Source organism: Lelliottia nimipressuralis (assembly GCF_004115925.1).
In the GTDB taxonomy this organism is placed as follows: Bacteria; Pseudomonadota; Gammaproteobacteria; order Enterobacterales; family Enterobacteriaceae; genus Enterobacter; species Enterobacter nimipressuralis.
On record NZ_SDDX01000030.1, the window covers coordinates 1 to 25855 of the forward strand.

General features: G+C 56.5%; 16 protein-coding genes and 1 pseudogene. 8 read left to right on the forward strand and 9 right to left on the reverse strand.

Annotated features, from left to right (window positions below; translation table 11 throughout):
- From ETG88_RS20490 to lptF, 4 genes and pseudogenes are all read right to left on the reverse strand, one after another.
- Window positions 1–265 (reverse strand): annotated as a pseudogene (locus ETG88_RS20490) (type 1 glutamine amidotransferase family protein); the annotation flags it as partial.
- A gap of 232 nt (window positions 266–497) precedes the next feature.
- Window positions 498–2831 carry an aerobic respiration two-component sensor histidine kinase ArcB gene (arcB, locus tag ETG88_RS20495; RefSeq protein ID WP_123428230.1) on the reverse strand — a complete coding sequence of 778 codons (2334 nt, stop codon included), beginning with the start codon at window positions 2829–2831 and terminating at the stop codon, window positions 498–500.
- 137 nt (window positions 2832–2968) lie between these two features.
- A complete protein-coding gene (gene lptG / locus ETG88_RS20500) occupies window positions 2969–4051 on the reverse strand; it encodes an LPS export ABC transporter permease LptG (RefSeq protein ID WP_129036293.1) in 1083 nt (360 codons plus the stop codon).
- Complete coding sequence (gene lptF, locus ETG88_RS20505) at window positions 4051–5151, reverse strand: LPS export ABC transporter permease LptF (RefSeq protein ID WP_100778718.1); 1101 nt, start codon at window positions 5149–5151, stop codon at window positions 4051–4053. The genes lptG and lptF overlap by 1 nt, the downstream gene beginning before the upstream one ends.
- Before the next feature lie 266 nt (window positions 5152–5417).
- On the opposite strand from lptF, the gene pepA reads away from it, so the two are divergent.
- From pepA to ahr, 5 genes are all read left to right on the forward strand, one after another.
- Window positions 5418–6929, forward strand: coding sequence for a leucyl aminopeptidase (gene pepA, locus ETG88_RS20515; RefSeq protein WP_100778717.1), 1512 nt, complete (start codon window positions 5418–5420; stop codon window positions 6927–6929).
- 107 nt (window positions 6930–7036) lie between these two features.
- Complete coding sequence (holC, locus tag ETG88_RS20520) at window positions 7037–7480, forward strand: DNA polymerase III subunit chi (RefSeq protein ID WP_100778716.1); 444 nt, start codon at window positions 7037–7039, stop codon at window positions 7478–7480.
- Complete coding sequence (locus ETG88_RS20525) at window positions 7480–10335, forward strand: valine--tRNA ligase (protein WP_129036294.1); 2856 nt, start codon at window positions 7480–7482, stop codon at window positions 10333–10335. Before holC ends, ETG88_RS20525 begins: the two co-directional genes overlap by 1 nt.
- Window positions 10336–10458: 123 nt before the next feature.
- On the forward strand, window positions 10459–10962 hold the full coding sequence (locus ETG88_RS20530) for a GNAT family N-acetyltransferase (RefSeq protein ID WP_100778714.1): 504 nt from the start codon (window positions 10459–10461) through the stop codon (window positions 10960–10962).
- Window positions 10963–11045: 83 nt separating this feature from the next.
- The gene (ahr, locus tag ETG88_RS20535; protein ID WP_102105500.1) at window positions 11046–12065 is read left to right on the forward strand and encodes an NADPH-dependent aldehyde reductase Ahr; all 1020 of its coding nucleotides are present in this window, start codon (window positions 11046–11048) and stop codon (window positions 12063–12065) included.
- Window positions 12066–12154: 89 nt separating this feature from the next.
- On the opposite strand, the gene ETG88_RS20540 is transcribed toward ahr, so the two are convergent.
- On the reverse strand, window positions 12155–13792 hold the full coding sequence (locus ETG88_RS20540) for a dihydroxyacetone kinase subunit DhaK (protein ID WP_129036295.1): 1638 nt from the start codon (window positions 13790–13792) through the stop codon (window positions 12155–12157).
- Window positions 13793–13929: 137 nt separating this feature from the next.
- On the opposite strand from ETG88_RS20540, the gene ETG88_RS20545 reads away from it, so the two are divergent.
- Window positions 13930–15432 (forward strand): helicase HerA-like C-terminal domain-containing protein, encoded by a 1503-nt coding sequence (locus ETG88_RS20545; RefSeq protein WP_129036296.1) that lies wholly within the window; start codon window positions 13930–13932, stop codon window positions 15430–15432.
- On the opposite strand, the gene mnmL is transcribed toward ETG88_RS20545, so the two are convergent.
- Window positions 15409–16353 carry a tRNA modification radical SAM protein MnmL/YtqA gene (gene mnmL, locus ETG88_RS20550; protein WP_129036311.1) on the reverse strand — a complete coding sequence of 315 codons (945 nt, stop codon included), beginning with the start codon at window positions 16351–16353 and terminating at the stop codon, window positions 15409–15411. The two genes, ETG88_RS20545 and mnmL, sit on opposite strands and share 24 nt — an antisense overlap.
- 684 nt (window positions 16354–17037) lie before the next feature.
- Between mnmL and gltB the strand changes: the two genes are divergently transcribed.
- Both gltB and ETG88_RS20560 read left to right on the forward strand, forming a co-directional pair.
- Complete coding sequence (gltB, locus tag ETG88_RS20555; protein ID WP_129036297.1) at window positions 17038–21498, forward strand: glutamate synthase large subunit; 4461 nt, start codon at window positions 17038–17040, stop codon at window positions 21496–21498.
- A 9-nt stretch (window positions 21499–21507) separates the two neighbouring features.
- Window positions 21508–22926 carry a glutamate synthase small subunit gene (locus ETG88_RS20560; protein WP_102105504.1) on the forward strand — a complete coding sequence of 473 codons (1419 nt, stop codon included), beginning with the start codon at window positions 21508–21510 and terminating at the stop codon, window positions 22924–22926.
- 35 nt (window positions 22927–22961) lie between these two features.
- On the opposite strand, the gene nanQ is transcribed toward ETG88_RS20560, so the two are convergent.
- Genes nanQ through ETG88_RS20575 form a run of 3 tightly spaced genes read right to left on the reverse strand, consistent with a single transcriptional unit; the run spans window position 22962 to window position 25779 of the window.
- The gene (gene nanQ / locus ETG88_RS20565; protein ID WP_129036298.1) at window positions 22962–23423 is read right to left on the reverse strand and encodes an N-acetylneuraminate anomerase; all 462 of its coding nucleotides are present in this window, start codon (window positions 23421–23423) and stop codon (window positions 22962–22964) included.
- On the reverse strand, window positions 23420–24295 hold the full coding sequence (nanK, locus tag ETG88_RS20570; protein WP_129036299.1) for an N-acetylmannosamine kinase: 876 nt from the start codon (window positions 24293–24295) through the stop codon (window positions 23420–23422). The genes nanQ and nanK overlap by 4 nt, the downstream gene beginning before the upstream one ends.
- A complete protein-coding gene (locus ETG88_RS20575; RefSeq protein ID WP_100778706.1) occupies window positions 24292–25779 on the reverse strand; it encodes an MFS transporter in 1488 nt (495 codons plus the stop codon). Before ETG88_RS20575 ends, nanK begins: the two co-directional genes overlap by 4 nt.
- Between the last annotated feature and the right edge of the window lie 76 nt (window positions 25780–25855).

Genomic DNA, 25855 nt, shown 5'->3' on the forward strand with positions numbered 1-25855 from the left:
GGCATCCAGCTCCTCGGCATTGGCCTGTGCCAGCGGCTGGATATTGCCACGGGCAATGCGACGCCGCTTCAATCAGCACATTGCGGGTTTCCGGCATTAATTCACCAGATAAATGATTGATAACATCCGTCTGGCTTTTATCTGGCGCAAAACAGATCGCTTCTGCACCCTGTTTCGCCAGTGCGAGCAGCGTCAGAACTGACTCGTGAATCTCTGCGCCGTCGTAAACGCCGCAGCCGCTCAGTACAACACCTACCTTTTTCATTTCGCCGTCCCTTCTCTCCAACTATCTGAAGCACATTAAAAATTCTGATTAAAACGCTATGCTTCACACATTTCACTGATTCCTGTAACAAATCATTTAAGATTTGCTATCTTAACTGCGTGCGGCCTAAATTTTCGGGCAGCGTCCATGCAGTCACAATACTAAAAAAACAGGCGCTGCCAAGATTTCCCTGGTGTTGGCGCAGTATTCGCGCACCCCGGTTTAGCCGGGGTCATTTTTTGGTATTTTCCACCCACGCTTTCAACACATCCACATCGTTCTGCCACTCTTGTTTCATCTCCTCAACCCATTCACCCACGTTATCCCACCACGCCGGTAAATCCGGAGACTGGATCTGCTGACCCAACTGCTGCAAATGGCGTAACCCGACCGATCCGGCAGCGCCTTTAATTTTGTGCCCCTCTTCGACGATACCTTTCTGGTCGCGCGCCGTCAGATTGGACTCCAGCACGCTTAAATAGCCCGGCATCATTTTCTCGAACACTGCCACCCCATCGGTGATCAGTTTCGGCCCGACCAGATCGATGTACTGCTCCAGCATGGCGATATCCAGAAGTGATTGTGCTTTTTCGCTCTCTACAGGCGTCATCGTGCTCTCCTCTTCATCACAGGTATCCCAGAATTTTTTGATCATAGCGGTCAGGGCTGGCACCGCCAGCGGTTTGCTGAGCACATCGTCCATACCGGCATCGAGGTACTCTTTTTTGTCCTTCAGAACGTTAGCGGTCAGGGCCACCAGCGGCGGTAATTCATCGCGTGTATAACGACGCGTCAGCTCGCGGGAGATGTCCAGCCCGGTCATATCCGGGAGCTGAATATCCAGCAGCACGAGGTCATACTCACCCGGTGTAAACATCTCCAGCGCGGCAGTCCCGGTCATCGCCACATCGACGCTGTTACCCAGTTTTTCGAGCACAGAACGGGCAACAATCACGTTCAGCTCAATATCTTCCACCAGCAGAACATGAAGGGCTGGCAGCGGCAGTTCATCGTTCTCGAAGGTATCTTCCACCTCTTCTGCAACCGCAGGCGCATGTACCGTCAGTGTAAAGACAGAGCCTTTCCCCTGCTGGCTGGAGACGGTAATATCTCCGCCCATGCTCTTCGCCAGACGGCGCGAAACGGCCAGGCCAATCCCGGTGCCCGTTGCCGGTTTCCCGCCGTGGCTGTCTTTCACCTGATAATACATGGCGAAGATTTTGTCCTGCTCTTCCTGCGGAATGCCGATGCCGGAGTCCTCCACTTCGAAGTGCAGCATATCGCCTGCATCGAAGCGAATACGCACCACCACTTCCCCTTTCTGGGTGAACTTGACGGCGTTGCTGATGAGGTTCCACAAGATCTGGCGCAGACGCGTACCGTCCGTCACCACTTTATGCGGCAGCGGCAGCGAAGGCTCCAGCACAAAGCGCAGCCCTTTCTGCTGCGCCTGCAGACCGGAGAGATTCTCCAGATCCGCCAGGAATCCGGTGAAGTCGACAGGCTGATTATCCAGCTGGACTTTTCGGCGTTCCATCTTATCCATATCAATAATATCGTTGAAGATATTACCGAGGGTCACGGCGGAAACGTGGATAGTTTTGAGGTATTTTTCCTGTTCGCCGGTCAGTTCCGTGTCCAGCAGAATACGGCTAAGCCCCACGATGCCGTTCAGCGGCGTACGCAGCTCGTGGCTGATGGTCGAGATGAAGGTGGTCTTGTCGCGGCTGGCACGCTCCAGCGCGTCCTGATAACGCTTACGCTCGGTAATATCGCGGCCAAAGCCCATCAGGCCGTGGCGTTTGCCCACGCGGTCGTAATAAGGGACTTTGCGGATTTCAAAGCAGGCTTTGCGCCCGTCGGGATAATCCAGCCACTGTTCGTAGGTGAGAGAGACATTATGGCGGAACACCTTCTCGTCGGTTTCGATAACCTTGGCCGCCGCCTCTTCCGAGTAGACATCCTGCGGTTTAAGGTGAATCAGCTGTTTCTCACTTTTTCCCGTCAGCAGCTCCATCGCCCGGTTACAGCCGGAGAACTCTTTATCTTCGTTGCGGTAGAAGACCAGATCCGGTGAAGCGTCGAGGAACGAGCGCAGGAAGGAGGATTGCTGCTCCAGCTGAATCTGCGTGACTTCACGCTCTTTCATCTCAACCTTCAGCTGCTCAAGGGTCGCCTGACGCTCGGCTTCCGCTTTCTCACGATCCGAAATCTCCTGATTCAGCTGCGCAATGTTGTCTTTCAGCTGGACGTTAAGCTTGAGGTCACGCTCGCGCATCTCCTCCAGTTTCTGCACCAGACGGGAGAGCCGCTGGCGCGACTCTTCCAGCTGTTCCACCACCACCGAGAGAAAATAGACCGCCCACGGAGTGATCAGCAGGCCGAAGAAGATCGAGCGGATAACGTCGATACTTTCGACCTGGCCGTGCAGCACCATGGTTACCGCCATCTGCACGACAATCGCCAGCACCACCAGCGCCAGGGCCAACAGCAATGAGAAACGCACCAGGCCGAGCTTCATCATCAGGTCGACGTAGTACTGCGCAAGCATACGAATTTGCTTCATAGGGGATCCCTTCACGACTTCATCGCTCAATAATACTCAAATTCCGGGCAAGGCGTTGAAGGTTGTGTGAAAAAGTGCGGCGTGAATCAGGAGATTAGCCTCACTCCCGGCGATTAGGGAGTGAGGAAGAGGTGCGATTAGGAGCGTCTGAGAAGCAGCCAGAGGCTGATCAGGAAGAACGACGCGCTCGGCAGCAGCGCACCGATCAGCGGTGGAATACCGTAGACCAGCGTCAGCGGGCCAAAGATCTGGTCCAGCACGTAGAAAACAAAGCCAAAGCTGATACCGGTGACCACACGCACGCCCATCGGCACGCTACGCAGCGGCCCGAAGATGAACGACAGCGCCATCAGCATCATTACCGCCACGGACATCGGCTGGAAGATTTTGCTCCACATGTTGAGCTGATAACGCCCGGCATCCTGGCCGCTCGACTTCAGGTACTTCACATAATTGTGCAGGCCGCTGATAGAGAGCGCATCTGGGTCCAGCGCCACCACGCCCAGTTTGTCAGGCGTCAGGTTGGTCTTCCAGGTGCCCGAAACGGTCTGAGCACCGGTGATTTGTTTCGGATCTTGCAGGTTCGATTCATCCACCTGCGACAGGCGCCAGAGCTTCTGCGCCGGATCGAATTTCGCCGTGGTTGCGTAACGCACGGACTGTAAACGGCGATGATCGTTGAAGGCGTAAATACTCACACCGCCCAGCTCATCATCACCCTTTACGCGTTCGATATAGACGAAGTTGTTACCGTCTTTCGCCCACAGGCCTTGTTGAGTTGAGAGCAAAGAGCCGCCGTACATGGCCTGCGCACGATAGTTACGCGCCATCTGCTCGCCCTGAGGAGCGACCCATTCACCGATCGCCATCGTCAGCAGGACCAGTGGAATAGCGGTTTTCATTACCGACAGCGCCACCTGCATACGGGTGAAGCCCGAAGCCTGCATCACCACCAGCTCACTGCGCTGGGCCAGCATCCCCAGCCCCAGCAACGCGCCTAACAGCGCGGCCATCGGGAAGAAGATTTGCACATCTTTTGGCACGCTGAGAATGGTATACATCCCGGCGCCCAGTGCGTCGTAACTCCCCTGCCCGGCTTTTTTCAGCTGGTCGACAAACTTGATGATGCCTGAGAGCGACACCAGCATGAACAACGTCATCATGATGGTGGTGAAAATGGTTTTACCGATATAGCGGTCAAGAACGCGGAAAGCCTGCATCACACCGCTCCTTTACGTACAAAGCGGGCACGTATGCGGCGCATCGGCACGCTATCCCACAGGTTTAATACCACTGCCAGCAGCAGGTACAGGCCATTGACCACCCACATCCAGATCATCGGGTCGATCTTGCCCTTGCCGCCATTCGACTTAATAGACGTTTGCAGCAGGAAGAACACCAGATACAGCAGCATCGCTGGCAGCATCGAGAGCACACGGCCCTGACGCGGGTTAACCACGCTCAGCGGCACAACCATCAACGCCATCATAAACACGGTGAATACCAGCGTCAGACGCCAGTGCAGTTCCGCTCTCGCGCGATTGGTATCGGTGTTTATCAGGGTACGCATGTCCATCTGCTCGGTATCCGTTGGATCGAGCGCCACGTTCTGATGGCCGACAATCGCCTGATAGTTCTGGAAATCGGTAATACGGAAGTCGCGCAGCAGCGCGGTGCCTTCAAAGCGGGTGCCTTTGTTCAGCGTCACCACCTGAGAGCCGTCTTTACGCTGCGAGAGCTGACCGGAATCCGCGACCACCACGGAAGGGCGGGCGTTACCTTTGGTACGGATTTGGGCGAGGAACACGTCGTTGAATCGACTGCCGTCAACGCTTTCAATAAAGAGGACGGAGCTGCCGTCTGTGGCCTGCTGGAACTGGCCCTGCGCGAGCGCCGCCATGCCAGGGTTGGCTTTGGCTTCGGCCAGCACTTCATCCTGATGTCGGGAAGACCAGGGGCCGGCCCACATCACGTTTACCGCCGCCACGATACCAGTGAACAGTGCCAGCACCATCGCGGCTTTCACCAGTACGGCTTTGCTTAGGCCGCAGGCGTGCATGACGGTGATTTCACTTTCGGTATAGAGTTTTCCCAGCGTCATGAGCAGGCCGAGGAAAAGGCTTAGCGGCAGAATAAGCTGCGCCATTTCGGGCACGCCTAATCCGAGCAGAGAAAGCACCAGATTTGTTGGGATTTCGCCGTCTACCGCCGCGCCGAGGATCCTGACTAACTTCTGACAGAAAAAGATCAGAAGTAAGATGAAAAGGATCGCCAGCTGGCTTTTGAGCGTCTCCCGCACCAGATATCTTATGATTATCACTTTAAATACGCCCGTAAAAACCCGTCTCTTTGCTGGAAAATTGCTTGTTTCATGGCTTAAACGTCATTTATTCTCTTGAGTCGTCGAAAACATCGCTAAGATTAAAAAACCCGGCGGTGTCGCGCTTCAGGATATTTTTTGACGTGTCGAAACCGTAGTAACGTAAGATTAACACGAAGTCACCACAACAGCGGACATGAGTTACGAAAGGTTTCAATTCTATCCGTAGCAGCCGTCGTTGTCTTTAAGATTCAGGAGCGTAGTGCATGGAGTTCAGTGTAAAAAGCGGTAGCCCGGAGAAACAGCGGAGTGCCTGCATCGTTGTGGGCGTCTTTGAACCACGCCGACTCTCCCCGATCGCCGAACAACTCGATAAAATCAGTGACGGCTATATCAGCGCCCTGCTGCGCCGTGGCGAACTCGAAGGCAAACCTGGGCAGACGCTGTTACTGCACCATGTTCCCAACGTGCTGTCCGAGCGCATTCTGCTGATTGGTTGCGGTAAAGAGCGCGAGCTTGATGAACGCCAGTACAAGCAGGTCATTCAGAAAACTATCAATACCCTGAATGATACCGGCTCAATGGAAGCCGTCTGCTTCCTGACCGAACTGCACGTGAAAGGTCGCAACACCTACTGGAAAGTGCGTCAGGCCGTTGAGACCGCGAAAGAAAGCCTCTACAGTTTTGATCAGTTGAAGACCAACAAAAGCGAACCGCGTCGTCCGCTGCGTAAAATGGTCTTTAACGTCCCAACCCGTCGCGAGCTGACCAGCGGCGAGCGCGCCATTCAGCACGGTCTGGCGATTGCCGCCGGTATCAAAGCGGCAAAAGATCTCGGCAACATGCCGCCAAACATCTGCAACGCCGGTTACCTGGCCTCGCAGGCGCGTCAGTTGGCTGATTCCTATAGCAAAAATGTCGTCACCCGCGTCATCGGCGAACAGCAGATGAAAGAGCTGGGAATGCATTCGTACCTTGCGGTCGGAAACGGTTCGCAAAACGAATCGCTGATGTCGGTCATCGAGTACAAAGGCAATCCGTCCGAAGACGCGCGCCCTATCGTGCTGGTTGGTAAAGGCCTCACCTTTGACTCCGGCGGTATCTCCATCAAGCCTGCCGAAGGCATGGATGAGATGAAGTACGATATGTGCGGTGCAGCGGCGGTTTACGGCGTGATGCGTATGGTTGCCGAACTGCAGTTGCCGATTAACGTCATCGGCGTACTGGCGGGCTGTGAAAACATGCCTGGTGGTCGCGCGTATCGTCCAGGCGATGTTCTGACCACCATGTCCGGCCAGACCGTTGAAGTGCTGAACACCGACGCCGAAGGCCGTCTGGTGCTGTGCGACGTGCTGACCTACGTGGAGCGCTTTGAGCCTGAAGCGGTCATCGACGTGGCGACGCTGACCGGCGCCTGTGTGATTGCCCTCGGCCATCACATCACCGGCCTGATGTCGAACCACAATCCGCTGGCCCACGAGCTGATCGGCGCGTCCGAGCAAGCGGGCGACCGCGCATGGCGTCTGCCGTTGGGTGATGAGTATCAGGAGCAGTTAGAGTCTAACTTCGCAGATATGGCCAACATTGGCGGCCGTCCTGGCGGAGCGATTACCGCAGGTTGCTTCCTGGCACGCTTTACCCGCAAGTACAACTGGGCTCACCTGGATATCGCGGGTACCGCATGGCGCTCCGGTAAAGCCAAAGGCGCTACCGGTCGTCCAGTTGCCCTGCTGTCGCAGTTCCTGCTCAACCGCGCCGGTTTTAACGGCGAAGAGTAGTTGCACGCAGTTGTCCGGCGGCGTCAGGCTTGCCGGACCTACAAGGTGTACGCTGGCCGGGTAACCCCCGGCTTTGCGTTTAAATCCACCCAAAGAAGCCCCATATTATGAAGAATGCGACGTTCTACCTTCTGGACAACGATAACACCGTCGATGGCTTAAGCGCCGTTGAGCAGCTGGTGTGTGAAATTGCCGCAGAACGTTGGCGCAGCGGTAAACGCGTCCTGATTGCCTGTGAAGATGAAGCGCAGGCGATTCGTCTTGACGAAGCGTTGTGGGCAAGGCCACCCGAAGGTTTTGTTCCGCATAATTTGTCGGGAGAAGGGCCGCGCGGTGGCGCACCGGTGGAGATTGCCTGGCCACAAAAGCGTAACAGCAGCGCGCGCGATATTCTGATCAGCCTGCGTATCGGCTTTGCAGATTTTGCCACCGCTTTCACAGAAGTGGTAGACTTTGTCCCTCACGAAGATTCTCTGAAACAACTGGCGCGCGAACGCTACAAAGCGTACCGCCTGGCCGGTTTTAACCTGAATACGGCAACCTGGAAATAATGGAAAAGACATACAACCCACGAGATATCGAACAGCCGCTTTACGAGCACTGGGAAGAGCAGGGCTATTTCAAGCCTAACGGCGATGAAAGCAAAGAGTCCTTCTGCATCATGATCCCGCCGCCGAACGTCACCGGCAGTTTGCATATGGGTCATGCCTTCCAGCAAACCATCATGGATACCATGATCCGTTACCAGCGCATGCAGGGCAAAAACACCCTGTGGCAGGCCGGGACTGACCACGCGGGCATTGCGACCCAAATGGTGGTTGAGCGTAAGATTGCCGCTGAAGAAGGTAAAACCCGCCATGACTACGGTCGCGACGCGTTCATCGACAAAATCTGGCAGTGGAAAGCCGAATCTGGCGGCACCATTACCCGTCAGATGCGTCGTCTCGGCAACTCCGTGGACTGGGAGCGCGAGCGCTTCACCATGGATGAAGGCCTTTCCAACGCCGTGAAAGAAGTTTTCGTCCGTCTGTACAAAGAGGACCTGATTTACCGTGGCAAACGCCTGGTGAACTGGGACCCGAAACTGCGCACTGCGATCTCCGATCTGGAAGTGGAAAACCGCGAGTCTAAAGGCTCCATGTGGCACATCCGCTATCCGCTGGCCGATGGCGCAAAAACCGCAGACGGTAAAGATTACCTGGTGGTTGCGACGACGCGTCCAGAAACCCTGCTGGGCGATACTGGCGTGGCCGTTAACCCGGAAGATCCGCGCTACAAAGATCTGATCGGTAAATTTGTGGTTCTGCCGCTGGTGAACCGCCGTATTCCAATTCTTGGCGACGAGCACGCCGATATGGAAAAAGGCACCGGCTGTGTGAAAATCACCCCGGCACACGATTTCAATGACTATGAAGTTGGCCGTCGTCACGCCCTGCCGATGATTAACATTCTGACCTTTGACGGCGATATCCGTGAAAGCGCGGAAGTGTATGACACCAAAGGCGAAGAGTCTGACGTTTACTCCTCTGAAATCCCGGCTGAATTCCAGAAACTGGAACGTTTTGCTGCGCGTAAAGCGGTGGTTGCGGCCATTGACGCGCTCGGCCTGCTGGAAGAGATCAAACCTCACGATCTGACCGTTCCTTACGGCGACCGCGGTGGCGTGGTCATCGAGCCGATGCTGACCGACCAGTGGTACGTGCGTGCCGATATCCTGGCGAAACCGGCTGTCGAAGCGGTTGAGAACGGTGATATCCAGTTTGTACCAAAACAGTATGAAAACATGTACTTCTCCTGGATGCGCGATATTCAGGACTGGTGTATCTCTCGTCAACTGTGGTGGGGTCACCGTATCCCGGCCTGGTATGATAACGACGGCAATGTGTTTGTTGGCCGCACCGAAGAAGAAGTGCGTCAGGAAAACAATCTGGGCGCTGACGTGGCCCTGCGCCAGGACGAAGACGTTCTGGACACGTGGTTCTCCTCCGCCCTGTGGACCTTCTCCACTCTCGGCTGGCCGGAAAACACCGACGCCCTGCGTCAGTTCCATCCGACCAGCGTGATGGTCTCCGGCTTCGACATCATCTTCTTCTGGATTGCCCGCATGATCATGATGACCATGCACTTCATCAAAGATGAAAACGGCAAGCCGCAGGTTCCGTTCCATACCGTCTACATGACCGGTCTGATTCGTGACGACGAAGGCCAGAAGATGTCCAAATCCAAGGGTAACGTTATTGACCCACTGGATATGGTTGACGGGATTTCGCTGGCAGATCTGCTGGAGAAACGTACCGGCAACATGATGCAGCCGCAGCTGGCAGAGAAAATTCGCAAGCGCACCGAGAAGCAATTCCCGGACGGCATCGAGCCGCACGGCACCGACGCCCTGCGTTTCACTCTGGCAGCGCTGGCCTCTACCGGTCGCGATATCAACTGGGACATGAAACGTCTGGAAGGTTACCGCAACTTCTGTAACAAGCTGTGGAACGCCAGCCGCTTCGTGCTGATGAACACCGAAGATCAGGATTGCGGCTTTAACGGCGGCGAAATGACCCTGTCTCTGGCGGATCGTTGGATTCTGGCGGAATTCAACCAGACCATCAAAGCGTACCGTGAAGCGCTGGATACCTATCGCTTTGATATCGCAGCAGGCATTCTGTATGAGTTCACCTGGAATCAGTTCTGCGACTGGTATCTGGAGCTAACCAAGCCAGTAATGAATGGTGGCAATGAAGCGGAGCTGCGCGGCACGCGTAATTCGCTGATTACCGTTCTGGAAGGTTTGCTGCGCCTCGCGCACCCAATCATCCCGTTCATCACCGAGACCATCTGGCAGCGTGTGAAAGTCATCAAAGGCATCACTGCCGACACCATCATGCTGCAGCCGTTCCCGGAGTTCGACGCCGCGCAGGTGGATGAAGCAGCCGCTTCCGATACCGAATGGCTGAAACTGGCGATTGTGGCAATCCGTAACATTCGCGCAGAGATGAATATATCTCCAGGCAAACCACTGGAACTGCTGCTGCGCGGTTGCAGCGAGACGGCGATTCGTCGTGTGACCGAGAACAGTAGCTTCCTGCAAAACATGGCGCGTCTGGAAAGCATCACCGTGCTGCCAGCCGATGACAAAGGTCCGGTCTCCGTGACTAAAATCATCGAAGGCGCCGAACTGCTGATCCCAATGGCGGGTCTGATCGATAAAGAGACCGAACTGGCTCGTCTGGCAAAAGAAGTGGCCAAAGTCGAACTGGAAATCGGAAAAATCGAGAGCAAGCTGGCTAACGAAGGCTTTGTCGCACGCGCCCCTGAAGCGGTTATCGCGAAAGAGCGTGAACGTCTGGTCGCCTTCGCCGATGCAAAAGCGAAACTGATCGAGCAGCAGGCAGTTATCGCCGCGCTGTAATACCTCTACCCCTTGCCTGATCGCAGGCAAGGGGTATCCTCCCTGAATTATCCTCGCTTGCACTCCCCTTTCTGTGGTGCTATTAACTGCAACTGTGTGTCAATTTTTGTCATGAGTAATGCTATGAGCGTGATTACCCCCGTCGCAGCGGCTATGCGCCGGATCACTGAGCAAGACAATGCCGGGATCGCTGCGGTTATCCGTGAAGTGTCGGCGGAGTACGGCCTGACGGCCGATAAAGGCTATACCGTCGCCGACCCCAACCTGGACGAACTGTTTCAGCTTTACAGCCAGCCGGGCCATGCCTACTGGGTGATTGAACAGAACGGCAAAGTCGTCGGTGGAGGCGGTGTTGCGCCACTGAGCTGCAGCGAGCCAGATATCTGCGAGCTGCAAAAGATGTATTTCCTGTCGAACGTGCGCGGACAAGGCCTGGCGAAAAAGCTGGCGCTCCTTGCTCTCGATCACGCGCGCGCGCAAGGTTTTAAACGCTGTTACCTCGAAACGACCGCCTTCCTCAAAGAAGCCATCGGCTTATATGAACACCTGGGTTTTGAACATATCGATGCGCCGCTGGGCTGTACCGGGCATGTCGATTGCGAAGTCAGGATGCTGAAAACTCTGTAAATCTCCTTCCCGCCCTCTTCTGTTAAGCAGCTGTAAACTGAATGCTCTACACTCTCAGTTCACACCAAAACGGGGGAAAGACGATGTCGAAGATAAAAAGCTATGCCGCGCCGCAGGCAGGTGCAGACCTTGAACTGTACGAATACGATGCGGGCGAGCTGAAAGCAGAAGACGTCGAAGTCCAGGTCGATTATTGCGGGATCTGCCACTCAGACCTGTCTATGATCGACAACGAATGGGGCATCTCAAGCTATCCGCTGGTTGCCGGTCACGAAGTGATTGGCCGCGTGGTGGCACTGGGTACAGCAGCGCAGGACAAAGGGCTAAAAGTCGGCCAGCGCGTCGGCATTGGCTGGACCGCTCGTAGCTGCGGCCATTGCGATGCCTGTATTAGCGGCAACCAGATCAACTGTCTGGAAGGCGCAGTTCCTACCATCCTCAATAAAGGCGGTTTCGCCGACAAACTTCGCGCCGACTGGCAGTGGGTTATCCCGTTGCCCGACAGCATTGATATCGAATCCGCCGGCCCGCTACTGTGCGGCGGTATCACCGTTTTCAAACCACTTCTGATGCATCACGTCACTGCCACCAGCCGCGTCGGCGTGATTGGGATCGGCGGTTTAGGCCATATCGCCATCAAATTACTGCACGCGATGGGCTGCGAAGTGACTGCCTTTAGCTCCAATCCGGCGAAAGAGAAAGAAGTGCTGGCGATGGGGGCTGATAAAGTGGTCAACAGCCGCGATCCGGAACTGCTGAAAGCGCTGGCCGGTCAGTTCGATCTGATCATCAACACCGTCAATGTCGATCTCGACTGGCAGCCGTACTTTGAAGCACTGGCATACGGCGGGAATTTCCACACCGTCGGTGCGGTGCTGAAGCCGCTTCCGGTTCCGGCATTCACCCTGATTGGCGGCGACCGCAGCATTTCCGGATCTGCGACCGGTACCCCGTTTGAATTGCGCAAACTGATGAAGTTCGCGGGACGCACCAAAGTAGCGCCAACTACCGAACTCTACCCGATGTCGAAAATCAACGAAGCCATCCAGCATGTGCGTGACGGTAAAGCCCGTTATCGTGTGGTGTTGAAAGCGGACTTCTGACATTAATCGCCCGGTAGCGTTTTGCTTACCGGGCCGATAACACTCAATCGTTGGCCGGGTAAGGCAACCGCCACCCGGCACATTTCACACTATCGCGCGAGCGCCGCAAAAACTTCCGCAACAGCCACCGCCCCTGGATCCGTCACCCCGTCCAGATTCTCTTTATTCACATACGACGAACGCCCCGCGCCAGCTTTTTGCATACTGGCCGTCGCGTCGGCCCCTTTCTTCGCCGCCTGTGCAGCAGCCTGGAGGTCGCTCTTCAGCAACGCTTCCAGCGCCGGTTGCAGCGCATCGATCAACGTGCGATCGCCGAGATCCGCTCCGCCGTACTGCTTCATTTGCGCAAGCCCACTGAGGAGAGCATCCGCCAGCGGTTTGCCGTCGTGAAGCACTTGCCCGGCAGCAGTAAAGAAGATCGACATCAACACCCCGCTCGATCCGCCCATCACCGTTGCCAGTCGCTCGCCCGTCAACAGCAGCAGTTTCGGGACGTCGTTCAGCGGTAGCTGCTTCTCTTGCAATAACTGCGCAATGTCCCGCGCGCCTTGCGCAAAGGTCGAACCCGTATCGCCGTCACCCACTTTTGCATCCAGCGCATTCAAGCGATTCTCCAGATCGACCAGCGTTTGCGTCGCCGCCGCAACCAAAGCCGCCACCTGCGCGTTGTCAGAAGGCGCATAGTCCACGCGATCCTGTATAGCCGTATGCGGCAACGTGCGCAGCGGCGCAAACGCCACTGGTTTTTGCCAGCCGATGGTCTCGACAGGCTCATTAATCGCCCGTTCAAAGGTCTCGTTTAGCCTGAGCAGCGACAGAGAAAAGCCCTTCATGTCCAGCGAGCTCACCAGCGGTGCGGGGCCGATGAGATACGCGATCTGATCCTGTAGCGCCGAATGCGCCAGCTCTTTCGTCAGCAGCGCCATTTCCAGCGCAGACACGCCGCCGAGATTGTTAATCAGCACCGCAAAACGTCCGTCACCCGCCTTCTCTTTGAGCGGCGCGATCAGCTTGTCGATAATGGTTTTGCTGTTTTGCGTATCCAGCACCGACGCCCCCGGCTCGCCGTGAATGCCCAGACCCAGCTCGACATGCCCTTGCTTAATACGCCCCTCTTCGTCATCGCTTCCCGGCAGATTGCAGGTCTGCATCGCCACACCCAGGCTCCACAGGTTTTCGCAGGCCTGTTGCGCAATATCCCGGACCTCACTCAGCGATTTCCCTTTTTCGGCCGCAAAACCTGCAATTTTGTGGACCAGCGCGGTACCCGCAATGCCGCGCGGCTGTTTGTTGTCCGGAAGCGCGATGTCATCAGCCACAATCACCATCTCGACTTTCAGTCCGTAGCGTTTGGCCTTTTCCGCTGCGAGGCCGAAATTCAGGCGATCGCCGGTGTAATTTTTAACGATCAGCAGGCAACCACGATCGCCCGTCACCGCCACGATGGCATTCAGCACCGCGTCGACGCTCGGGGACGCAAACAGATCCCCGCACACTGCAGCGGTTAACATCCCTTTGCCGACAAATCCGGCGTGCGCCGGTTCGTGGCCGGAACCCCCACCGGAAATCACCGCCACTCGGCTCTTATCCCAGTCACTGCGCGCGACCACGCGGATGGCCGGATCGATATCGAGTTTGACCAAATTGCCGTGTGGCGCGGAGATCAGTATGCCTTCAATGGCGTCATTGACCAGCTGTTTGCGGTCATTAAAAAAGAATCTGGACATAGCTTTCCAACTTTTTGTGAATCGTATGCAAAAGCATAGTCCGCGCTGGGTAATGCGCCGCAAAGTCAGGAATTTACTGAGTCAAATTGCCGTCAGGTTGCCTATACTCGACGCAGGACAAAGAGAGGAAGCGCACCATGAGTACACCACTGCTGATTGCCCGGACGCTGGATAAAGAGTTGTTCCTGTTGCCCGGAATGGCGAACCGCCACGGGCTGATTACCGGCGCCACCGGGACGGGGAAAACCGTGACTCTGCAAAAACTGGCGGAGTCTTTTTCCAGTATTGGCGTGCCGGTCTTTATGGCTGACGTGAAAGGCGATTTAACCGGCATCGCCCAGGAGGGGACAGCGTCAGAAAAACTGCTTGAGCGGCTGAAAAACATCGGCGTGACCGACTGGCAGCCGCAGGCGAATCCTGTGGTGGTGTGGGATATTTTCGGTGAGAAAGGCCATCCCGTGCGCGCGACCGTCTCGGATCTCGGCCCGCTGCTGCTGGCACGGCTTCTTAATCTTAACGACGTCCAGTCCGGCGTGTTGAATATCATTTTCCGCATTGCCGACGATCAGGGCTTGCTGCTACTTGATTTTAAAGATCTGCGCGCGATTACCCAGTACATTGGCGATAACGCCAAATCCTTCCAGAACCAGTACGGAAATATCAGCCCCGCATCAGTGGGCGCTATTCAGCGCGGATTACTCACCCTTGAGCAGCAGGGCGCAGAGCATTTCTTCGGCGAACCCATGCTGGATATCAAAGACTGGATGCGTACCGACAGTAACGGCATAGGGATCATCAACATCCTGAGCGCCGAAAAGCTCTATCAGATGCCGAAACTCTACGCCGCCAGCCTGCTGTGGATGCTTTCAGAACTCTATGAACAGCTACCGGAAGCGGGCGATCTGGAGAAACCCAAGATTGTGTTCTTCTTTGACGAAGCGCATCTGCTGTTCAGCGACGCCCCACAGGTTCTGCTGGATAAAATCGAACAGGTGATTCGTCTGATCCGTTCCAAAGGTGTGGGCGTCTATTTTGTCTCGCAGAACCCATCCGACATTCCCGATAACGTGCTGGGCCAGCTCGGGAATCGCGTGCAGCACGCGCTGCGTGCTTTTACTCCGAAAGATCAAAAAGCGGTTAAAGCGGCGGCGCAAACCATGCGCGCGAACCCTGCGTTTGATACGGAAGAGGCGATTCAGGCGCTCGGCACCGGGGAAGCGCTCATCTCATTCCTTGATGCCAAAGGCAGCCCGTCCGTTGTCGAACGCGCAATGGTTATCGCGCCGTTCTCTCGCATGGGGCCGGTGACGGACGACGAGCGTAACGCGCTGATCAACCACTCGCCGGTTTACGGCAAATACGAGGATGAAGTGGATCGTGAGTCCGCGTTTGAGATGCTGCAAAAAGGGGTCCAGACGAGTACCGAGAAGCAGCAAGCTCCAGCGGCTAAAGGGAGTGACGTTGCCGTTGACGACGGCATTCTCGGCGGGCTGAAAGATATTCTCTTTGGCAGCACCGGCCCACGCGGCGGCAAACGCGATGGCGTGGTGCAGACGATGGCTAAAAGCGCCGCGCGGCAGGTGACGAATCAGATTGTGCGCGGCATGCTGGGGAGCTTACTGGGTGGACGACGTCGGTAGCGGGGAGATCCACGGCGTACCTAACGCCGAGCCTTGCACACCGTGCTGGTTCAGATAACGATCCAGTTCGACCATCCCCGTCCAGCGGTTCTCGCACCACAGCGGCGCGAGAAGCGTTGGGCGGCGTGCGCTGGCAGAGATGCGGTGGTAAATCACCTCCGGCGGCGTGTGGCGGATCATCTCCCCTGCCGTCACGGTGTACTCGTCCAGCGCAATGCCATTTAACCGCCCGGCTTCCCAGGCTTTCGCCATGGTGCTTCCGGTTACAATATGCAGAGGGTGGAGCTTAATGCCATCCACGCCTGTCTCTACAACTCTTTCCAGGGTTTCCAGACCGTGCTGCTGCCCTTCTCCCGGCAGGCCGACAATCAGATGCGAACAGACCTTTAAACCGCGCTCCCGCGCCAGTCGGGTTGTTTTCTGGTAACAGGCAAAATCATGACCACGATTGATCCGATGCAGTGTTTTGTCATGCGCGGTCTGCAATCCCAGCTCCAGCCAGATTTCGTAGCCCAGATCTTTATATTCGCTCAGTAAATCCAGTACAGCTTCAGGTACGCAGTCCGGGCGCGTACCGACACAAAGCCCGACGATATTCGCCTGGCTTACGGCCTGCTGATACATGGAGCGCAGCACCTGCACTTCTGCATAGGTGCTGGTGTAGGCCTGGAAATAGGCCAGATACTGTTTTGCGCGGTTAACGAGACTCGCCTGATGGGAAAGCTGCTCGGCGATAGAGTTATGCTGCTGCGCCTCATCGGCAAAAGAGGCCACATTACAGAAAGTGCAGCCGCCACGCCCGATGGTGCCATCGCGATTGGGGCAGCTAAAACCGCCGTGCAGCGTGAGCTTATGAACCTTTTGCCCGTAGCGGCGTGAAAGATCCCCACCAAACATGTTGACTAATTTCTGTAACTGCATAATCTGATAGACCGTCCCGTAGAAAGGGGACAAGCCTGCCATTTTTAGCCTCTGTTGGCGATGACCTGGATCAATCGCCCTGGACGGCTATTATTCCTTTGAATAAAAACTCACTATTACTGCAATTTCATTCATCACCCTGGCAATTACTTTTCCTTATGTTCGCGGGGATTTTTTCACTTATCGCCCTCTGGCAGTAAAACAGTGCGATTATGCAACTTGATCGCCCGTACCAGATTATTATCCTGCAAAAAACCCGCCATTCAGCACGGCAAAGGGATAATACCGCTTTCAGATAGTGAGTCAGATCACACTCCCTCGCGCCTTCCCCCTCTCTTTTGCGGCTGCAAAACTGATTAAATCTCGTTTATATTCAAAGCAATAACTCACCTTTAGCACATTTTTGTATAAATAAGATTGCCATTTGACCTGTGTATCAATTCCCGATAAGTTGGAAATCCGCTGGAAGCTTTCTGGATAAGCAGCCTGCTTATCATATTTATGCAGTAATTGAGATTCCCTCTGAAGCAAGTCCTCAAACTTGTTTGACCTGTGCGAAAAGGAAATGAAGAGGGCGAATGCGAGGTGCGCGTATGAAACGCAAACCCCGTCGCCGCGCTCTTTCTGTGCCTGTGCGCCACGGTTCAGTGGGGAGTCCCGAAGAGCCTGGGGAGGTTCACTGATATGTTGTACGATAAATCCCTTGAGAAGGATAACTGTGGTTTCGGCCTGATCGCCCACATAGAAGGCGAACCTAGCCACAAGGTAGTGCGTACCGCTATACACGCACTGGCCCGTATGCAGCACCGTGGTGCAATCCTCGCTGATGGTAAAACCGGCGATGGTTGTGGCTTGCTGCTACAAAAACCGGATCGTTTCTTCCGCATCGTTGCGCAAGAGCGCGGCTGGCGTTTAGCCAAAAACTACGCTGTCGGCATGCTGTTCCTGAATCAGGATCCTGAAAAAGCTGCCGCCTCACGCCGCATCGTCGAAGAAGAACTTCAACGCGAAACCCTGTCGATTGTCGGCTGGCGCAATGTGCCAACCAACGAAGGGGTGCTCGGTGAAATTGCCCTCTCCTCGCTGCCACGTATCGAACAGATTTTTGTGAATGCGCCTGCGGGCTGGCGTCCGCGCGATATGGAACGCCGCCTGTTTATTGCCCGTCGCCGCATCGAAAAACGTTTGCAGGACGATAAAGAGTTCTACGTCTGTAGCCTCTCGAACCTGGTGAACATCTATAAAGGTCTGTGTATGCCGGCTGACCTGCCGCGCTTCTACCTGGACCTCGCGGACCTGCGTCTGGAGTCGGCCATTTGCCTCTTCCACCAGCGCTTCTCCACCAACACCGTTCCACGCTGGCCGCTGGCTCAGCCTTTCCGCTACCTGGCGCACAACGGTGAGATCAACACCATCACCGGTAACCGCCAGTGGGCGCGCGCGCGTACCTATAAATTCCAGACTCCGCTGATCCCGGATCTGCATGACGCCGCCCCGTTCGTCAACGAAACCGGCTCTGACTCCAGCTCGATGGATAACATGCTCGAACTGCTGCTGGCAGGCGGGATGGATATCGTACGTGCAATGCGTCTGCTTGTTCCGCCAGCCTGGCAGAACAACCCGGATATGGACCCGGACCTGCGCGCGTTCTTCGACTTTAACTCCATGCACATGGAGCCGTGGGACGGCCCGGCAGGCATCGTTATGTCCGATGGTCGCTACGCCGCCTGTAACCTCGACCGTAACGGTCTGCGCCCGGCGCGCTACGTCATCACCAAAGACAAGCTGATCACCTGCGCGTCCGAAGTGGGGATCTGGGATTACCAGCCTGACGAAGTGGTCGAAAAAGGCCGCGTCGGCCCTGGCGAACTGATGGTTATCGACACCCGCAGCGGGCGCATTCTGCACTCGACGGAAACCGATGACGATCTGAAAAGCCGCCATCCGTACAAAGAGTGGATGGAGACAAACGTCCGCCGTCTGGTGCCGTTCGAAGATCTGTCGAACGAAGAAGTCGGCAGCCGCGAGCTGGACGACGATACCCTCGCCAGCTACCAGAAACAGTTTAACTACAGCGCCGAAGAGCTGGATTCTGTTATCCGCGTCCTCGGCGAAAATGGCCAGGAAGCGGTCGGCTCAATGGGTGATGATACCCCGTTTGCCGTGCTCTCCAGCCAGCCACGCATCATTTACGATTATTTCCGCCAGCAGTTTGCGCAGGTGACCAACCCGCCAATCGATCCGCTGCGCGAAGCGCACGTGATGTCGTTGGCCACCAGTATCGGTCGCGAGATGAACGTCTTCTGCGAAGCCGAAGGCCAGGCGCACCGCCTGAGCTTTAAGTCGCCGATTCTGCTGTACTCCGATTTCAAACAGCTCACCACCATGACTGAGGAGCACTACCGCGCCGACACGCTCGATATTACCTTTGACGTGACCGAAGCGAGCCTCGAAGAGACGGTGAAAGCCCTGTGTGATAAGGCCGAGCAGATGGTCCGTAACGGCACCGTTCTGCTGGTGCTGTCTGACCGCAACATCGCTAAAAACCGCCTGCCGGTTCCGGCTCCGATGGCGGTGGGTGCCATTCAGACCCGCCTGGTGGATAAGAGCCTGCGCTGTGACGCCAACATCATTGTTGAAACGGCAAGCGCCCGCGACCCGCACCACTTCGCCGTGCTGCTAGGCTTCGGTGCGACGGCCATCTATCCGTACCTGGCTTACGAAACGCTGGCGAAGCTGGTCGACGGCCATGCTATCGAGAAAGATTACCGTACCGTGATGCTGAACTACCGTAACGGCATCAACAAAGGTCTGTACAAGATCATGTCCAAAATGGGCATCTCGACCATCGCCTCTTACCGCTGCTCGAAACTGTTCGAAGCGGTCGGTCTGCACGATGATGTCGCAGATCTCTGCTTCCAGGGCGTGATCAGCCGTATCGGCGGTGCCGGGTTCTCTGACTTCCAGCAGGACCTGCTGAACCTGTCCAAACGCGCATGGCTGGCGCGCAAACCGCTGGATCAAGGCGGTCTGCTGAAATACGTCCACGGCGGCGAATACCACGCCTACAATCCGGACGTGGTGCGCACCCTGCAACAGGCGGTTCAGAGCGGCGAATACAGCGATTATCAGCAGTATTCCAGACTGGTAAATGAGCGCCCGGCGGCTACGCTGCGCGATCTGCTGGCGGTGAATCCGAACGGCGAAACCGTCAGCATTGATGACGTTGAACCGGCCAGCGAACTGTATAAACGCTTTGATACTGCGGCGATGTCCATCGGCGCACTCAGCCCGGAAGCCCACGAAGCGCTGGCCGAAGCGATGAACAGCATCGGCGGTAACTCGAACTCCGGCGAAGGCGGCGAAGATCCTGCGCGTTACGGCACCAACAAAGTGTCGCGCATTAAGCAGGTGGCTTCTGGTCGCTTTGGCGTGACGCCTGCGTACCTGGTCAACGCCGACGTGATTCAGATTAAAGTTGCGCAAGGTGCGAAGCCGGGCGAAGGCGGTCAGTTACCGGGTGATAAAGTCACGCCGTACATCGCCAAACTGCGCTACTCCGTGCCGGGCGTAACACTGATCTCTCCTCCGCCGCACCACGATATTTACTCTATCGAGGATTTGGCGCAGCTGATTTTCGACCTGAAACAGGTCAACCCGAAAGCGATGATCTCCGTGAAGCTGGTTTCCGAACCGGGCGTGGGCACGATCGCCACCGGTGTGGCAAAAGCCTACGCGGACCTGATCACCATCGCAGGTTATGACGGCGGGACAGGCGCAAGCCCACTCTCCTCCGTGAAATACGCGGGCTGTCCGTGGGAGCTGGGCCTTGTGGAAACACAACAGGCGCTGGTGGCTAACGGCCTGCGTCACAAGATCCGTCTGCAGGTGGATGGCGGCCTGAAAACCGGTCTCGATATCATCAAAGCCGCGATTCTCGGCGCAGAAAGCTTCGGCTTTGGCACCGGGCCAATGGTGGCGCTGGGCTGTAAATACCTGCGTATTTGTCACCTGAACAACTGCGCAACGGGTGTGGCAACTCAGGACGAAAAACTGCGTAAGAACCACTACCACGGCCTGCCGTTCAAAGTGACTAACTACTTTGAATTTATCGCCCGCGAAACTCGCGAGCTGATGGCACAGCTGGGTGTGAAGCGTCTGGTCGATCTGATTGGCCGTACCGACCTGCTGAAAGAGCTGGAAGGGTTTACCGCCAAGCAGCAGAAACTGGAGCTGTCCCGTCTGCTGGAAACCGCCGAGCCGCACGCAGGCAAAGCCGTTTACTGCACCGAGAACAACCCGCCGTTCGACAATGGCGTGCTGAACGCGCAGCTGCTGCAGCAGGCGAAATCGTATGTTGATGACAAACAGAGCAAAACGTTCTGGTTGGATATCCGCAACACCGACCGCTCCGTAGGCGCTACGCTCTCTGGCTATATCGCGCAAACCCATGGCGATCAGGGGCTGGCAGCCGATCCTATTACCGCGCACTTCAGCGGTACGGCGGGTCAGAGCTTCGGCGTCTGGAACGCCGGCGGCGTTGAGCTGTACCTGACTGGCGATGCCAATGACTACGTCGGCAAAGGCATGGCGGGCGGTCTGCTGGCGGTGCGTCCTCCGGTTGGGTCTGCGTTCCGCAGCCACGAAGCGAGCATCATCGGTAACACCTGTCTGTACGGCGCGACGGGCGGACGTCTGTTTGCCGCAGGCCGTGCGGGCGAGCGTTTTGCGGTACGTAACTCCGGTGCCATCACGGTGGTTGAAGGTATCGGCGATAACGGCTGTGAATACATGACCGGCGGGATTGTCTGCGTAATGGGCAAAACCGGCGTGAACTTCGGCGCAGGCATGACGGGCGGTTTCGCCTATGTCCTGGACGAAGACGGTGAGTTCCGTAAACGCGTTAACCCGGAACTGGTAGAAGTGCTGGACGTTGAAACACTGGCGATCCACGAGGAACATCTGCGCGGTCTGATTACCGAGCATGTGCAGCATACCGGTTCTTCGCGCGGCGAAGAGATCCTGGCGAACTGGCCAGCATTCTCGGCGAAATTCGCGTTGGTTAAACCGAAGTCCAGCGATGTTAAAGCACTGTTGGGTCACCGTAGTCGTAGCGCAGCAGAGCTGCGTGTGCAGGCGCAGTAAGGGGTAGCAATGAGCCAGAACGTATACCAGTTTATCGACCTGCAGCGCGTTGATCCGCCAAAGAAACCGCTGAAGATCCGTAAAATTGAATTTGTTGAAATTTACGAGCCGTTTTCAGAAGGCCAGGCCAAGGCGCAGGCAGATCGCTGCCTGTCCTGCGGCAACCCGTACTGCGAATGGAAATGCCCGGTCCACAACTACATCCCGAACTGGCTGAAGCTGGCCAACGAAGGGCGTATTTTCGAAGCCGCCGAGCTGTCGCACCAGACCAACACCCTGCCAGAGGTGTGTGGCCGCGTGTGTCCGCAGGACCGTCTTTGCGAAGGTTCCTGTACGCTGAACGACGAGTTTGGCGCGGTGACCATCGGTAACATCGAGCGCTATATCAACGATAAAGCGTTTGAGATGGGCTGGCGTCCGGACATGACCGGCGTGCGTCAAACGGACAAACGCGTGGCGATCATCGGCGCAGGTCCGGCAGGTCTGGCGTGTGCCGACGTGCTGACCCGCAACGGCGTCAAAGCCGTGGTGTTCGATCGTCATCCGGAGATCGGCGGCCTGCTGACCTTCGGTATTCCGGCCTTTAAGCTGGAAAAAGAGGTCATGACCCGCCGTCGCGAAATCTTCACCGACATGGGTATTGAGTTCAAACTGAACATCGAAGTCGGCCGTGATATCCAGATCGACGATCTGCTGAAAGATTACGATGCGGTGTTCCTCGGCGTCGGCACCTATCAGTCGATGCGCGGTGGGTTGGAAAATGAAGACGCTCCGGGCGTGTTTGACGCTCTGCCGTTCCTGATTGCCAACACCAAGCAGATGATGGGCTTCGGTGAAACCCCCGCTGAGCCGTACGTCACGATGGAAGGCAAACGCGTGGTGGTGCTGGGCGGCGGTGATACGGCGATGGACTGCGTGCGTACCTCGATCCGTCAGAACGCGACGCACGTTATCTGTGCCTACCGTCGTGACGAAGAGAACATGCCTGGCTCGAAACGCGAAGTGAAAAACGCGCGTGAAGAGGGCGTTGAGTTCCAGTTCAACGTTCAGCCATTAGGCATCGAAGTGAATGCAAACGGCAAAGTCAGCGGCGTGAAGATGGCGCGTACCGAAATGGGTGCACCGGATGCCAAAGGCCGTCGTCGCGCAGAAATCGTGGCAGGCTCCGAGCATGTGGTTCCGGCAGATGCGGTCGTGATGGCATTTGGTTTCCGCCCTCACAGCATGGAGTGGCTGGCGAAACACAGCGTTGAGCTGGATTCCCAGGGCCGCGTGATTGCGCCAGAAGGTAGCGAAAACGCCTTCCAGACCAGCAACCCGAAAATCTTCGCCGGCGGCGATATCGTTCGCGGTTCCGATCTGGTGGTTACAGCAATTGCCGAAGGCCGTAAAGCGGCGGATGGGATCATGAACTACCTGGAAGTGTAAAAGCGAACCGGATGGCGATGCCATCCGGTTTTTTTTTATGCGCCGACCAAACTGGCGCGCACTTTCACCACCACTTTCTTAATCTCTTCAATTTCCTTCACTCTACATCCTGGTTTATGCGGTTCGCCGGGCATAAAGATGGCGTACATGCCGGGTTTCAGATCAAGCTGCTGCACGCCTTCAATGGCGCTACACAGCTGATAATCCTCCTCAATATGCCTTTCCTCGCACTGTCGCGCAGAGCCAGCTACGCCGTACAGGATGCGTTCGTCGCCCGCCAGCAACAGCTGGATATCGATGTACTGCTCGTGCAGCTCCGCTTTTTTCTGCTCTGGTTCCTGCGTGGCGAACGTCATCACGTTCATAAAGATATCGTCGCCCTGCAGTTCATAACGCCCCGGCGCTTTGTCCTGCGGCCAGGCCGCGATGGCCTGTGTCAGCGCCTCCGCCAGCACGGGATGTAATCCCGACAGCGCGCTCGCTTTGCCCATCATCATGATGTTGCTCCTGTAGCCAGTCTTGCCGCGCCCAGTAAACCGGCATCGTGGCGGTAATACGCCGGGCGAAGTTCGACGTGATAGACCGCGGGCTCCTGCGCAAGAAACTCAGCGACCTGCGATAAATATCCCTCAGCCAGCCCGACGCTGCCACCAACGACAACGGTCTGACAATCCGTTACTGCTTTGACATCGGCGATGAGTCGCGCCAGCGTTTGGGCCGAATGAGCGACCAGCGCGCGGGCGGGCTGATGACCGCGCTGCGCATGGTCGAAGATCGCTTTCGCATCGAGACCCGCCAGCTCGCCTTGCGCCCGGGCAGCAATCGCCCGTCCGGAGGCAATCGCTTCCACACACCCTCTACGACCGCAGCCGCATATTGGCCCTTGCGGATCGGCCAGCGTATGCCCCAGATGCCCGGCAAGCCCGCCGGCCCCCGTCTGCAACTCGCCATTGAGCACCACGCCCCCGCCGACCCCCGTAGAGACGGTGATGAAAACCATATCCGGCGCATTGATGCCAGGCGCATGGTACTCCGCCCACGCCGCAGCTTGCGCATCATTCACCGCCATTGCGGGAAGTCCGGTTATCGACTCCAGCGTCTGTACCAGCGGGAAATGCAGCAGGCCGCCAAGATTGTGGGGATTAATCGACAGCAATGTGCCTTCTCGGATAATCCCCGTCGAGGCGATTGCCACCCGCTGCGCCGCTGACATTACCGGTTCCACCAGCGATTTTAACGCTGCGCGCAGGGCGTCCGGCGTTTTGCTGGCAGGTGTCGGCTGTTCGCGCCGCTCGCGGATCTGTAAGTCATCGTCGATCAGCGCAGCGGCCAGTTTGGTGCCGCCAATATCGATCGCCAGTGTCGTCATTTCACCGCCTCACGCTCGTTTTTAATACTGCCAAATGGAACGGCGCCGCTGAAAGGTTTACCGTCGATAGCATCGTGAGTACGCAGGGCTTCCGGACGGATCCAACGCTGTACGCGGGATGGCATATCAAGACCAATCAACAGGATCACCACAAACGTCAGGCCGAATGACAGGGTTCCCAGCGCAGTACCCAGCTCAAGTCGCTGTGCCAGCAGAGCGCCGATAATCGGGGCAATCGCGCCGCCCAGGGCGCCGACGTTGTAGGTAAAGCCCAGCCCGGCGGCACGCTGATCCGTATCGAAATAGCCACCAATCAGCTTCGGTAAAATCCCGGAAATCCCCTGCCCCAGCATCTGCTGGAAGAAGAGCAGCAGGCCCAGCACCCAAATATTTGACCCGCCGATGGCGAACACCGGAATAATCAGCAGCTGCGATGCCAGCAGGCTGCAAACGTACGCTCTGCGGGTGCCCAGCCAGTCGCCGAGGAAGCCGCCGACGCAGCAGCCCACCGCCGCACCAAAGCCGCTAAAGAACAGCACATGGGCCACCGTCATCGGATCGTATGCCAGATCCGTTTTCAGATAAGTGGGCAGCAGCGCCTGAATAGGCCACGAGTAGAGGAATGCGAAGAGCACCACGACCATCAGGGTGACACCCGTCGGCCAGCGCTTACCGCTGCTTTGCACCATAAAACTGATAAAGACGCAGGCGCACAACAGCCCCAGAATCACCACCAGCCCGGCGTTGTTTAGCTCACCGGCAAAGCAGAACCACAGCGCGATGCCAGCAAATAGTGTCATGACGATATTGATCAGGCGGTGCTTGCCGCGATAGAGAATGTCGACCATCGTGCGCACCGGCGCTTTGCCTTCGTGCTTCGCTTTCCAGTCTTCCGCTTCCGGGATATTTTTACGCAGCCACAGGGCAAAAATGATTGGCAAAATACCGATAAGGAACAGCGCTCGCCAGCCCCACGCGGGAACAACCACGCTGTAAACCTGCGCCGCAACCACGGCACCGACAGAAAAACCGGAGATTAAAAAGCCGCTGGCTTTATTACGCAGATGTTTCGGCCAGCTTTCAATCACATAGGTTGCGCTGGAGCCGTATTCGCCCGCCATACCCATGCCGATCACCATACGGGCAATAAACATGGTGACGTAGCCTGGCGCAAATCCGCACGCCAGCGTGCCGCAGGAGAAGAGGACGATACTGGTGATCATGGCCAGTTTGCGACCGTAGCGATCGCCCATCGCGCCCAGCAGCAAGCCGCCAAACCAGCGCGAGATAAAGGCGGCCGAAATCAGGCTGGCTGCTTCGACCGTCGTTAAACCAAATTCACTTTTGACTTCTGTTAATACCAACGCCATCAATACAAAATCAAAGCCATCAAGCAAATACCCCAGCCAGGCGGCGGAGAATGCGCGCCACTGTGGGCGGGTCAGATGGCGGTACCACGGGATGCTTTGGGTAGAAATACTCATAACACTCTCCCGACGATTTTTTGTCGTATTGCCGGATGGCGGGTTCACCATCCGGCTTACATATCGTGTTTTGTCT